This is a genomic window from Bacteroidales bacterium (assembly GCA_031275285.1).
Lineage (GTDB): Bacteria > Bacteroidota > Bacteroidia > Bacteroidales > UBA4181 > JAIRLS01.
Window position 1 is genome coordinate 1 of sequence record JAISOY010000014.1, and the last position, 14,176, is coordinate 14,176.

11 protein-coding genes are annotated in these 14,176 nt (G+C 42.2%); 6 read left to right on the forward strand and 5 right to left on the reverse strand.

All coding sequences use genetic code 11. From position 1 onward, the window contains the following. The 5 genes from LBQ60_01525 to LBQ60_01545 all read left to right on the forward strand — a co-directional run. A partial coding sequence (locus LBQ60_01525) for an MBL fold metallo-hydrolase (protein ID MDR2036583.1) occupies positions 1-490 on the forward strand: 490 nt, incomplete at its 5' end. Positions 491-585: 95 nt separating this feature from the next. After that, positions 586-1,008 (forward strand): hypothetical protein, encoded by a 423-nt coding sequence (locus tag LBQ60_01530; GenBank protein MDR2036584.1) that lies wholly within the window; start codon positions 586-588, stop codon positions 1,006-1,008. 102 nt (positions 1,009-1,110) lie between these two features. Then, a complete protein-coding gene (locus LBQ60_01535) occupies positions 1,111-4,338 on the forward strand; it encodes a SusC/RagA family TonB-linked outer membrane protein (protein ID MDR2036585.1) in 3,228 nt (1,075 codons plus the stop codon). Positions 4,339-4,357: 19 nt separating this feature from the next. After that, positions 4,358-5,794: a SusD/RagB family nutrient-binding outer membrane lipoprotein gene (locus tag LBQ60_01540; GenBank protein MDR2036586.1), complete on the forward strand. Its 1,437-nt coding sequence runs from the start codon at positions 4,358-4,360 to the stop codon at positions 5,792-5,794. Positions 5,795-5,822: 28 nt separating this feature from the next. After that, positions 5,823-6,956: a hypothetical protein gene (locus tag LBQ60_01545; GenBank protein MDR2036587.1), complete on the forward strand. Its 1,134-nt coding sequence runs from the start codon at positions 5,823-5,825 to the stop codon at positions 6,954-6,956. A 67-nt stretch (positions 6,957-7,023) separates the two neighbouring features. On the opposite strand, the gene LBQ60_01550 is transcribed toward LBQ60_01545, so the two are convergent. The 5 genes from LBQ60_01550 to LBQ60_01570 form a co-directional block, all read right to left on the reverse strand. After that, entirely contained in the window at positions 7,024-8,295 is a 1,272-nt protein-coding gene (locus tag LBQ60_01550) for a lactate racemase domain-containing protein (protein MDR2036588.1), read from the reverse strand. Positions 8,296-8,357: 62 nt separating this feature from the next. Next, positions 8,358-9,437, reverse strand: coding sequence for a sugar kinase (locus tag LBQ60_01555; GenBank protein MDR2036589.1), 1,080 nt, complete (start codon positions 9,435-9,437; stop codon positions 8,358-8,360). 28 nt (positions 9,438-9,465) lie between these two features. Then, on the reverse strand, positions 9,466-10,413 hold the full coding sequence (locus LBQ60_01560) for a sugar phosphate isomerase/epimerase (protein MDR2036590.1): 948 nt from the start codon (positions 10,411-10,413) through the stop codon (positions 9,466-9,468). A gap of 34 nt (positions 10,414-10,447) precedes the next feature. Next, positions 10,448-11,299, reverse strand: coding sequence for an SDR family oxidoreductase (locus LBQ60_01565; GenBank protein ID MDR2036591.1), 852 nt, complete (start codon positions 11,297-11,299; stop codon positions 10,448-10,450). A gap of 73 nt (positions 11,300-11,372) precedes the next feature. Then, positions 11,373-12,446, reverse strand: coding sequence for a LacI family DNA-binding transcriptional regulator (locus tag LBQ60_01570; protein ID MDR2036592.1), 1,074 nt, complete (start codon positions 12,444-12,446; stop codon positions 11,373-11,375). 308 nt (positions 12,447-12,754) lie between these two features. Between LBQ60_01570 and uxaC the strand changes: the two genes are divergently transcribed. Continuing rightward, positions 12,755-14,161 (forward strand): glucuronate isomerase, encoded by a 1,407-nt coding sequence (gene uxaC / locus LBQ60_01575; GenBank protein MDR2036593.1) that lies wholly within the window; start codon positions 12,755-12,757, stop codon positions 14,159-14,161. The last annotated feature ends 15 nt before the right edge of the window (positions 14,162-14,176 follow it).

Genomic DNA, 14,176 nt, shown 5'->3' on the forward strand with positions numbered 1-14,176 from the left:
GATGCAGCGTCCTATGGATATCTACGCGGAAAAACGGGTACAGGAGACATTGAAGCAGGAATTTGCCTACGTATTCACTGATGATAAATATCCGGGCATTCCGGAAATGACCCTTCATACCATATCAGAGAAACCATTTCTTGTCAACAATGAGATCCCTATCACTCCTATACGGGCCATGCATCTGGAATTACCTGTCCTGGGTTTTCGTACCGGAAACCTGGCCTATCTCACCGATGCCAATAAAATATCCGGAAAAGAAAAAGAAAAACTCCATGGACTGGATTATTTCGTAGTAAACGGATTACGGAAAGAACCGCATATTTCCCACTTTTCACTACAGGAAGCTATTGATCTGATCCAGGAAATAAAACCGCGGAAAGCGTTCATTACCCACATCAGCCATCAGATGGGCTTTCATGACGAGGTGCAGGCTATGCTTCCGCCCAATATCTATCTGGCTTATGACCAGCTGGAAATAACTGCCTGATCATATTTTTCCGATACTTGGTATTAAAAAAAATTATATTGTATATTTGCTGATAAGAAAATTACGCGATTCTATTACTTTCAAAACTTAAAAAGATGAGCAAAAAAAAGAAATTCTGGCTTATTTTTATCGGAATCATCATTGTCGCTTCAGTGGCTTTTTTCTATTTTCGCTTTTTATTCGAATTTGGCGAAGGGGTAAAAGCCGGACAACTCAATTATGTGGTAAAAAAAGGATATATTTTCAAAACTTATGAAGGAAAACTGATCCAATCCGGGATATATTCACGCGAACCCGGCACTATCGGTTCCAATGAATTTGAGTTCTCGGTCAAAGATCCCAATATTGCCGATGAATTGATGCGGGCCGGAGGACGGTATGTTGAACTACGTTATAAAGAATACCTCGGAACCTTACCCTGGCGCGGATACAGTAAGTTTATAGTGAATGAGATCATCAATATCAAAGACATTCCGACTCCGATCCAGATCGAACCGGAACTGACTGCACCATTATAGCCTCCCGGCAGCACCGGATCATGAATTTGAAAGTTTGTACATAAATATAAATTAATTACTTTTGCAAATTGTTTGAAAATAATAAATGATAATCGTCAGCTTATGAAAAAAATATCAACAATCATCGGGATTTTATGTTTGGGAATAAGCACTGTACTTGCTCAAACCGTCTCTATCACGGGAACCGTTGTCAGTGCTGAAGACGGAGAGACATTACCCGGGGTATCCGTTCTGGTAAAGGGAACCACCAGAGGCACTACTACCAGTATTAACGGGACCTATTCTATCCAGGCAACGGAAGATGCCGTATTGGTTTTCTCTTTCGTTGGAATGAACAGCCAGGAAGTCCCTGTAGGAATTAATCGTGTGATCAATGTTTCCATGGAAATGGCTTCAACATCAATTGATGAAGTAGTAGTCACCGCTCTTGGGATGACCTCGGAAAGGAAAGCACTAGGCTATGCAGCCCAGGACATCAAAAATGAGGCATTGACCCAGGCCAGCAACACCAATCTGATGACTTCGTTACAGGGAAAAGTATCGGGTGTGGATATCAAGCCGTCGAGCGGTATGCCTGGAGCTTCTTCTCAAGTGGTTATCCGTGGCGCAAGGTCTTTCACCGGCAATAACAATCCGCTATATGTAATAGACGGTATGCCGGTATCATCCGGTTCGGATTTTCAATCCGGTTTCGGAGCTGCCTTAGGTTATGCCGGGGACGGAGTAACCGGAACCGATATCTCCAATCGTGCCATAGATATCGATCCGAACGAAATCGAAAGTATCAATATACTGAAAGGACAGGCTGCCTCTGCGTTATATGGTATACGTGCTTCAAACGGCGTTGTGATCATCACCACTAAAAGTGGCAGGGGTCTGGCCAAAGGGAAACCGGTGGTTTCTGTAAATGTAAGCGCCAGTATGGATCGCATCTCACGCAAACCTGATTTTCAGAATACATGGGCACAGGGTAGTTACGGACTTTTCACTCCTAACACATCCGTATCATGGGGGCCAAGGGTTGAAGACCTGCCGGATGATCCTGGTTACGGGGGTAACACCGTTAATGAATATACGGCTGCTGCTCAGGATGCAGGTATCAATACTACCGGTAAATACTATGTCCCGCAATTGGCGCAGGCTGGTCTGGATCCCTGGGCAACTCCCCAGAAATATGATAATATTGATGACTTTTTTAAACTGGGCTTTACTACCAGTATTTCGGCAAATGTAAGCCAGGCCCTTGATAAAGGGAATTATTCGTTCGGGATCGGAAATACCCATCAGGAAGGGATCATTTCCACTTCGGGAATGGACAGGACATCCCTGAAAGCTGCCGCAGAAACAGATCTTTGGAAAGGTTTCAAAACAGGCTTTACCGCCAATTATATCCATAACAACATAGACAAGCTCCCGACAGCCAATGATGGATTGTTGGGAACTGTGTATCCGGCTCCGATCAATTATAACCTGAAAGGAATACCCTACAGTTCTCCTACCGATCCGTACGAACAAACCAATTATCGCTCGCTGACATTTAATAATCCATACTGGTCACTTGATCATAACCAATTCGATGAAAAAACCGACCGTTTTTTCGGTAATGCATTTTTGGAATATTCCCCACTTATCAACTGGAGCAGTGATAAAAAATTAAAATTCCGTTTTCAATCCGGGGCCGACACATATACTACCCATTTTCAGGACATTTGGGAATACGGTTCCAGGGGAGGTACAGGATCCATCAATAATTATGGAGTCACTTCGGCAACCTTTAATTCATTGTTAACCGCGAATTATGAAATGAAATTCACTCCCGATCTTCATTTTACAGCGATGTTAGGAGGCGAATTCAATCATGAAAACATAAAGATGTATTCGGAGCGTGGTACAGGATTTACCTTCGGTGGGTGGAAACATATCAATAATACCGCCATACAGGTAGCTGACGAATACCAGGAAGAAGCAAGGACTGTCGGATTTTTCGGAAGCCTGACTTTATCTTACAGGAATATGGTGTATTTAAGCGCCACAGGACGTAATGATATTGTATCTTCCATGCCCAGGAATAACCGCTCGTTTTTCTATCCTTCCGTTTCCCTGAGTTTTATCGCATCCGAACTGAACATTATGAAGGCACAGGATATTGTTTCGTTTCTCAAGTTAAGGGCCTCTTATGCGGAAGTCGGACAAGCAGGAAGTTACATGAAAAATTATTATACCACACCTAATTATTCCGGAAGCTGGTGGGATAACCTTCCTATCCAGTATCCCATCGATGGCACGACTTCCTTTATTCCGGCAAATACGTTGTATGATCCCAACCTCAAACCCCAGAACACACGTTCGTATGAAGTGGGTATCGATATCCGTTTCTTAGACAATCTTTTCGGAATCGATTATACCTATTCCCGGCAGAATGTAACTGATCAGATATTTGATATTCCCAGGGCCGGATCAACTGGAATTTATTACATGGCAATGAACGGTGGAAAAATTCATACGAATGCCCATGAGGTCATCCTGAATATCAATCCTATCAGGACTACGGATATTGACTGGAACATCGGTATTAATTTCTCTAAAATAGATAATTACGTAGACAAACTGGCAGATGGTGTCAACAGTATTTTTCTCGGAGGATTCGAGACACCTCAGGTTCGTGCAGGTATCGGGGATAAGTTCCCTGTTATTTGGGGGACTTCTTTTGATAGAGACGAACAAGGAAGAATACTGGTTGATGAAGATCCTACCAGTTGGAGTTATGGAATGCCGATGGCCGGGTCCAATGAAGTGATCGGAAAAGTATCTCCCGATTTTATTTTAGGAGCAAATACCACATTCCGTTATAAACGCATTTCTGCTGGTGCTACCCTTGAATGGAAACACGGAGGCCAGATGTATTCGGGAACAAATGGCCTGGGATATACATATGGTACGGCAAAAGTGACCGAAGACCGTTCAACGCCGTTTATTTATAAAGGGTATAAAGAGGATGGAACCCTCAATGATATACAACGCGGCGGCGAAGGTGACCCGGATGCTTATGAGGATCTATACTCCAATGTGTTAGGCAATATCGATGAAGCTTTTATTTTTGATGCATCTTTCGTGAAACTGAGGGAAGTAGTCATCGGTTATGAAATCCCCAGGATAGGAATATTTGATATGAAAGTGTCCCTCTTCGCCAGAAATCTATTACTTTGGACAAAGTTACCGGCAATTGATCCCGAATCTTCGCAAGGTAATACGAATATGGGCGGCGCATTTGAACGTTTTTCCATGCCCCAGACATCCAGTTTCGGGATCAGTTTGAATGTAGTTTTTTAACTTTGTAAACAAATATAAAATGAAAACATATAATCTATTCAAACAAATATTTCTTTTATTGGCGTTGGTACTTCCTTTTTCATCCTGTACCGAAGACAAGATGGATGATATCAATGAAAATAAGAACAATCCGGAAGATATGCAGGCGCGTTTCATCATAACAGATGCAATGGCAAAAACCGCATTCTCCGTTACAGGTACCGATTATAATTATTATGCTTCGGTATTTATTGAACACAATGTCGGAACATATGGACAAATGTACAATGCCGAGATAAGGGTATCTGAACCTACTTCAGCTTCCACATACGGTAACGCCTGGCGTTCTTCCTATGAATGTATCTGGTATTTAAGGATCATCATCGATAAATGCTCAGACGGTGGAGCAGAGGAGGGAAATTACCACACCATGGGTATCTCCCAGATCCTGATGGCTTATAATATTGCAGTTCTTACCGACCTGATGGGTGATGTACCGTGGACGGAAGCGGGAAAACCTACAGAAATCCCTCAACCGAAGTTAGACAAACAAGAAGATATTTACAGTGATATATTCGCTTTGCTGAATGAAGGAATTGCCAATCTGGAAAAAGAAAGTTCATATGCGTCATTGGGAACACAGGATTTAATTTACGGTGGTGATGCAGACAAATGGATCAAAGCAGCATGGGGTCTTAAAGCCCGTTATGCTATGCGGCTTTCTCACAGAAATCCACAATACCGGAATGTAATCGACTGGGTTGACGAATCTTTTGCCGATGCAGGGGAACAATTTCAATTCAATTATAACGGAAGTACTACCGTAAGTCCAATGTATAAATTCCACCAGGATCGGCTGGGAAATCTGGGATCAAGTCAAAGTCTATATGCTAAGATTGAAGAACGGAATGATCCCCGCGAATCAAAATTCTTTCTGGAAAATTCCGGAGAATTAGCCCCCAATGGAAAACCGGAACAAAACCAGGCAAAATACGGAACTTCGGCATTAAGTTCACCTACAGCACCTACTTATTTATTAAGCTATCATGAATTACAATTCCTGAAAGCCGAAGCTTATGCCCGGTTGAATAATACGACTGAAGCTTTAAATGCCTTGTCAAAAGCCATTACAGCTGCTTTTGAAAAAGTAGGCCTGACGGAAGATGAAGCTGATGAGTATTTTGAAAGCATTCAGGGAAGATTAAACACTAATCTGTTGGAAGAAATCATGGTTCAGAAATATCTGGCATTTTATGAAGAAGAATCCATGGAAGCTTATAATGATTATCGCCGATTAACTGCCATGGGTAACGAGAATTTCATTAGATTAAGCAATGCAAATAATCCGGCGAAATTTCCGAAAAGATATACCTATGGGGATAGTGATGTCAGCGCCAATGAAAATATCGGAAGTATTTTCGGGAACGGCAGTTATGTTTATGAAGAACCGGTATGGTGGGCCGGAGGAACACGTTAATACTTATTCAACCTTAAAAAAGAACAAAATGAAATCTTCATTCAATCATAGTTTTTACATTCTTTTGCTTTCCATTGCATTTTTGAGCGCTTGTAATACGGAAGAAGATCCACCTTACGACAACAGCGATGTTTTTATTGAATATGACCAATATATGGTACCTAGGAACAATATCGGTGCTTATCTTTATTCTGATCTGGATGATCAGGTGAAAGTCAGGTTCAGGGTAAATGCTGACGCATCCTCTGTTAAAGTCCGGTTAATGAAAAAAGGAGAAGAAGAATATGGCCCGGAAACAGAAGTAATACCCGTCAATCAACAATGTGAACTCACCTATACCATTTCCGAATTAAACTGGACAGGAGAGGATGATGAAGCCATGGTTAAAGTGACCAATGGTCCGGTTTCAAAAGAGATAGTATTGACCACCGTTCCTTGCTGGATCAGTCTGGATAATTATAAGTACTGGGAGGTGCTTAATCTGATCTTTGCAAACAAAACATTTACCCCGATACAAGGTAAATCGATTAATGACACCATTAATTTTATGGTATCGGTCGATGAATGGATCGATATGAATCAGGCGACATGGGATGTTGTGTATACCGTAGGAATAAATGGAGTGGAACAAAATATTCCCCTTAAGGTCTCAGCATCGAAAAAATCGGCTTCCTGCATTTTTTCAATGAAAAATCTGGCATTTAATCCAAAGGATACTGTTTTCATTTATGCGACAGTTACCAATAAAGGAGTCTCAAGGATGGGCGACTATGCTTTTATTGTTTCAGACCTGACTCCGGCTTTTTCTTCAGAAATTGAGTATGCCGAATCATTTGCACCGGCAATCAGCAAAATCGAAAATGACACGATCATGGTAACGGCTATTGTAAAGAAAAGCATAAATTATCGCGAATGGCTTGATCTTACTAATGCTACCTGGTCCTATACTTATTCGGTAGGTGCCAAAGGCGCTCCCTCTGCACCCATCCCTGTCAGCACTGATAATATTGAAAATGATGAGACGATGTCCGTTGCTAAGTTTGTCAATATTTTTGGCAGTTTATCAGGAGTTGCCCAATATGATACCTTATTTATCAATAGTGTAATGGAAATTGATGGCAATACCCTGCCTGTTAAATATAGTTTCCAGATATCCAAGTGATATAAAGGTCCAATACATCATAAAAAAAGAGGCAATATCGCCTCTTTTTTTATGATGTGCCAGGTGTTTATTTAAATCTGTCACGATGTGCCCACAATCCGAGCGCCGGATTGGAAATATAGAAAATCTCTTCTCCATCGGGCATCGTATTGAATCCGTCTGTCAACCGGTCAGGATCGTATCTTTTTTTCATCTCATCCAAGTCCGCATAATTGAAATAGACACTTTCTATTTCATCCTTAGTTAACTTTCCGGGACAATAGGTAACTGTAAAACGGCCTTCGCTGGAACCATGGATCAAATGTGCCGCTGCCCCCAGATTATCCCTTAACTCCTGGTTCTTTTCAACAGCTTCAAGCGTCCTGGGTGTTCCGGCGTAACCATATTTCCGGATCAACCGGTCTATTTCTTTATCTTCTCCGAACTCTTTCAATCCGGGCGCCAGAACGATCAACTCTGCTCCGTCAGCCAGAGCCATTCTGGTACGATAAATACTTTTGTTGCCCAGCCATGTACTTTTAAATTCTTCCGGATCGAGCCATACCACTGCTTTCTTAATAGGTTTTTCCACCATCAGGAAGTTGGCTTCAAGTGATAACTCCGATGCCAGACGGAAGCATTCAAAATCATCTCCTGCATACAAACCCCGGATCTGCAGTTTTCCCTGCTCATCTTTACTCACCACGGTTTGAATGTACACGATAGGCAGATGATTCGTGAAATGTTCCGAAGCATAGTTCAAGACACTGCGTACAGGAGATTCGGCACGCCCCATGATCCGTTCCATTCCGTATACCGCACCGATAAAATGGCTTTTATTGATGCCTTCCGAACCACCTGTTCCGACAAAAACGTTCTTGTTGTAGTTGGCCATCCCTATTACTTCATGAGGAACTACCTGACCTATGGATAGGATCAGGTCAAATTCTCCTTCCACCAGTAATTTATTGACCTGTGCCGGCCAGGTATAATCCAGTTTACCTTCGGATACTTCCTTAACATATTCCGAAGGGATCGTACCTACCGTTACCACATCATTACGCCAGTCATGCACCCGGAACAAGTCTTTAGGTACTTTACCGAACATGCGCTCGATCTCACTATCCGTCATTGGAAAATGTGTTCCCAACGCAGGCAATACATCAGTAAGTGCTTTCCTGTAATACTCCCATACCATTTCAGTGATGGTTCCGGCAAATGAATGGAACCGGGTAAAATCAGGTGGCAAAACCAATACTTTTTTTCGGGGACCCAATTTATTGAAAATACCGGTCAACGCACTTCTTAATTCTTCGTTTGAAAAAGCGCCATCCTTCGATCCTTTAGAATAATATAACATAATATATCATTGTTATGTTGCCGGTACAAATGATGATCCATACCGGCAAACAGTGAATATTTTTAACGTTTTACCCTTGCATTTCCTTTCCAGATACTCCAAACCATATCCTCATCAGCCGGTTGGGCATAATCGGTAAGGAAAGTAGTGGCCAAAGCCCCGGTAGCCCATCCGAACTGAGCGCATTTTTCGGCTTCCCACCCCTTCAGGATACCGTAAAGCAACCCGCCGACAAAACCATCACCTCCGCCAATACGGTCGAGTACGCGAATAGGTCTCGGCTCTATAACGACAAAATCGTTACCTTCCAACATAATGGCTCCCCAAAGATGTTCATTTACGCTGACTACCTGACGTAAGGTATTGGCAAAAACCGATGTCCCCGGATAAGAATCCTTTACACGCATGGTCATATCTTTAAATGCGTCTATCTGATCTGAAATTGCTTTTCCTCCTGCTTCAGGTCCTTCAATATTGAGGCATAACTGAAAATCTTCCTCATTACCAATCAGGATATCCGATATAGAGGCGATCTCTTTAAAAATTCCGCAGAGTTCTTTTTCACGACCTTTCCAGAATGTTGCCCTGTAATTAAGGTCGAATGAGATCCTGGTTCCGTGTTTTTTCGCTGCACGGGCCAGTTCAAGGCAAAATTGACTTGTTTCCGGAGAAAGAGCAGCGATCAGGCCTGACATGTGGATCACCTGTACCCCTTCCTGTCCGAAAATACGTTCCAGGTCAAAATCTTTCACATTGAGTGTACGGCCTACTTCACCTGCACGGTCATTCTGTACACGCGGACCACGTGATCCGTATCCGCTATCTGCAATATTGAACTGATGCCGGTATCCCCACGGGCCACCCTGATCGACTTCAGCACCCTCATATTCCATTCCACGGCTTCTGAGATTTGACTTGATCAATTGTGCGATAGGACTGTCTTTCACAAAAGTGGTCAGGACTTTCACCGGAAGTCCGAGATAGGATGCAATGCTTGCTACATTGGTTTCCGCACTTGTCACCTGCATATTGAATGTACTTTCACTATAAACAGGTTGTCCGTTCAAAGGGGTGATACGGACTCCCATGCTGGTAGGTACGGTAAGCGCCCACCTGGCATCTTTTTTCAATTGAATACCCATAAATTTATTTTGATTTTATTTATTGTTACTAACCATATACTTTATCTATACACTCACGAAGTAATGAAACACTTTGGGCCACACCTTTTTCCGGCTCTTCATTCCCTTCAAATTCGATGGATATATAACCCTTATATCCCACATTCTTGAAAATCCGGATAATGCGTTCATAATCCAGGTCTAGTGTGTACCACTTGCCACCTCCGTAATAGGTCTTAGCCTGGACAAAGCAGGTCTGGGGAGCTATCATTTCCAGTTTACCGTACGGTTCTTCCAGAAAATTACCTGTATCTGCCAGGAATTGGAGCCATTCATCACTGATCGCATTTTTAATGCGTAGCATCCCTTCAGGAGTTCCTGTCAGTCCCCAATGATTTTCAAGAGCAAGGATTACCCCGCATTCACGTGCTTTCGGCAGGCATTTCTCAATACTGTCGATGCACCAATTAAAGCCGTCTTCTTCTTTATATCCTTCAGGAATCGGTTCTACGCCACGGGCAGTCATCAGGTCATCGAAAGACTTAATAGTTTTCCATCTCCCCGAGTTCAGTCGGATACATGGAATTCCCATTTTATAAGCCAGTTCAATACACTTGATGGTATGATCAATATTCTTTTGCCGGTCCGCAGCATCCGGGTAGACAAAATCCTGGTGAATAGAAAGGCTGATCAGGTCCATTCCTGCCTCAAAAGCCCTTTTCTTCAGCCTTTGCATATAATCATTGTCTTCGCTTTCCATTTGCCGGTGGAGTATATCCACTCCTTCCATTCCTAAAGCAGCAGCTTTATCAATCACAGATTCAATAGACGGCCTTTCCGGTCGGAACTGCCAATACGAATAAGTAGAAACTCCCAGCTTGATACGTGTTTTCAGCCAGTTTCCCGGTTTTTCCTCCGGTATTGCTTTCGGCTGGCAACCGGTCAGTATTCCTGCCGTGGATATTCCTGCTATTGAAAGGAAATCTCTTCTGTACATAGTTATAGATGATTAAATGAGTAAATATCGGTACTTACACTCCTCCATATGCGCTATATCCGCCATCTACCGGAATACAAATACCTGTCACGAACGAAGAAATATCACTGAGCAGATAAAGCATGGTTCCGTTCAAATCTTCAGGTTCCCCGTATTTTCCCATCGGTGTGCTGGAAATAATCTTCTTACCCCGGGGTGTCGCTTCTCCTGTTTTTTCATCTGTTAACAAGAACCGGTTCTGATTGGTAAGGAAAAATCCCGGTGCAATGGCATTGACCCGGATACCTGTTTTAGCAAGATGTACTGCCAACCATTCCGTAAAGTTATTAATGGATGCCTTCGCAGCTGAATAGGCAGGTATTTTGGTCAACGGTTTGTACGCATTCATCGATGATATATTGAGTACGCCGCCTTTTCCGGCATCAAGCATATCCATCGTAAAAACCATAGTAGGCAACAATGTGCCTTTGAAATTAAGATCATATACCTTTTGGAATCCGTCCATATTAAGCCCATAGAATGTTTTTTCCAAATGGGTTTTGTCTTCCGGCAACATCTCTTCAAGTTGTGTGGTTGCAGCCGGAGAATTTCCGCCAGCCCCATTGATCAGGAAATTTATTTTTCCCAGCTTTTCATTGATGGTTTTTTTAGCTGCGATCAACGAATCTTTATCCAATACGCTGGCACCCACTCCTATCGTAGTTACTCCGTATTCTTTCTCTATTTCGGTAGCGAGCCGTACTGCAGCTTCTTCATTAAGGTCAACAATGGCCGTTTTGATACCGGCAGATGCAAGTCCCCGGACAAGGCTGGCCCCGATCACTCCTGCTCCGCCCGTAAGTACACATACCTTTCCTTTTAGATCATCAAATGATATTTTACTCATGATTGTTTGGTTTTATGGTTTTATTTTAAATTAGACATTTTTATGATAAAATTTTCCCTCAATAACTCTCGTCTTATTCTATATAATCAACGTAATAATCAATATTTTCCTTGGTAAGGATATCAATGGGCATATAGTTGATGCGCTTGATCTCTTTTTCAAAGACCAGATAATTACATAAAGCCATGATTCCCCGATATCCCTGATCTTCGGGCCGCTGGGCTATTAAATAGGAAATCGTATCATCTTTAAGGCATGCTACATTGGTACCGGACAAGTCATAACCTATTAACTTTATACCGCTAATTCCCAATCGTTTCAGAATGTTGGCCAGATGATAGACCCTTGAATTAAATACCACAGCAGCACGGATATTGGATGATTTTGCAAAAGTGTCCCTTATTTCATGAATATTACCTGCTTCCTCTTCCGCCGAAAAATCAGCATGGAGAAAATGATATTTATCTGCCAGCCCCTTATCATGAAAGTATGCCTTAAAGCCCTCTTCCCTAAGCTGGGTCTGATTGGAAGCACCTGCAATCCTGATGGCTTTGAGAATCAAAATATCAGAGCCGGAAGGCAGCCCGGATGCCAACAAACGTGCAGCCGTATAACCACTTTGATATGAATGCTGCCCGAAATAAGACAGGTAATATTCATCTTCGGTATTTGAGTCGATATATACTCCGGGAATACCAAGCTGATGAAGTTTTCCCATCAATAAAGTTGCCTCATTACGGAAAGTCGGAGCCATCAATACGGCATCTGGGAGATTATTCATTAAAGATTCCGAAGCATCTTTAAAACTTTGCGCATTAAATTGGTTGAAATAAAGTTTCCTTACCGATACATTATAATTACGTATTTCCTGTTGAGCCTTATCTATTCCTCTCTCAGGAGCTTCCCAATATTCACCCTGATGAAATTCCGGCAAAAGCGAAACAAACCGGAATGTCTTTTTCATGGCCAGTGAGCGGGCCAGGATATTGGGTTGATAATGTAATTCTTCTATAATAGCCAGGATCCTCTCTTTTTTATCTTCTGCAACTTCGCCCCTGTTATGTATTACCCGGTCGACAGTGCCCGGAGAGACACCCGCCATCTTGGCAATATCTTTAATCCTTACTTTTGGTGATGAATTCGGCATAAAACGCAATAAATTATTAATCGGAAGAACAGATTTTCAAAAACCCAATAATTGAAAATATCGCCGTGCACGTACACAGTAAAATTTCTCCTGCGAAAATAATGATAAAAATTTTCATAAACAAAATATTTCATCTATTTTCGTGTGCGCACACGGAATGCTTCTTTCTGAGATATGTTATATTTATTATTTCTCTTAAAATCAAAAAGTTATTTTGATCTGGAAGCATTTCATATATTTAAATTAAGGTATGTTAAACGTATAAACCCGGTAAAAAATATCAATTAAAAACCTAAAACCAAACGATTATGAAGTCATTTATGGATGAAAACTTCCTGTTACGCACCGATACGGCGCAACAATTGTACCATGAACATGCGGCCAAGATGCCGATAATAGATTATCATTGCCATCTTGATCCTGCTATGGTCGCCAATGATCGAAAGTTCGACAATTTAGGACAGTTATGGCTTGAAGGTGATCACTATAAATGGAGAGCCATGCGTACGAACGGGATAGAAGAACGTTACTGCACGGGAAAAGACACTTCTGATTGGGAAAAATTTGAAAAATGGGCGGAAACTGTGCCATATACCATGAGGAATCCTCTTTATCACTGGACACACCTGGAACTTCGCAGGGGATTTGATGTAAACAAAATTTTAAGTCCGTCAACAGCCCGTGAAATCTTCGATGAATGTACGCAAAAGCTACGGACACCTGAATATAGCGCCCGGGGATTAATGAAAATGTTCCGGGTGGAAGTAGTATGCACTACCGATGATCCTATTGACTCCCTGGAATACCATATTGCCCTGAAAAAAGAAGGTTTTGGGATCAAAGTGCTCCCGACCTGGCGGCCGGATAAAGCCATGGCTGTTGAAAACCCTGCAAACTACAAAGCATATATCGACCAACTTTCGGAAGTATCCGGAGTAAATATCCGTAAATATGCCGACCTGATCGAAGCATTACGTATCCGCCATGACTTTTTTGCTTCTGTCGGGTGTAAGTTATCGGATCATGGAACTGAAGAATTTTATGCGGAAGATTATACGGAATCTGAGTTAGATACGATTTTCTCCAAAGTATATTCGGGAAAAAACCTGACACCTGCCGAAATACTGAAATTCAAATCGGCGATGATGGTCGACGGGGCAAAAATGGACCATGAAAAAGGTTGGACACAACAATTCCATTACGGTCCTATCCGGAATAACAATACCCGCCTGTTCAAACAATTAGGCCCTGATACCGGGTTTGACTCGATCGGGGACCCCAATGTGGCAAAAAATATGTCGAAATTTTTTGATCGTTTGGATACCAGCAACCAGCTGGCAAAAACAATCATCTACAATATCAACCCACGGGATAATGATATGATTGCGACCATGATCGGAAATTTCCAGGATGGAAGTGTTGCCGGGAAAATGCAGTTTGGTTCCGGTTGGTGGTTCCTTGATCAGAGAGTCGGTATGGAGGCCCAGATGAATTCGCTTTCCGTATTAGGTTTATTGAGCCGGTTTGTCGGAATGTTGACCGACTCACGAAGCTTCTTGTCGTATCCCCGCCATGAATATTTCCGCCGTATCCTTTGTAACCTGATCGGACAGGATGTCGAAAACGGAGATCTGCCGGCTTCGGAATTGCCGTTCCTTGGAAAAATGGTAGAGAATATATGTTACAATAATGCAAAGGGGTTTTTCAATTTTTAATGGATCAATAATAAA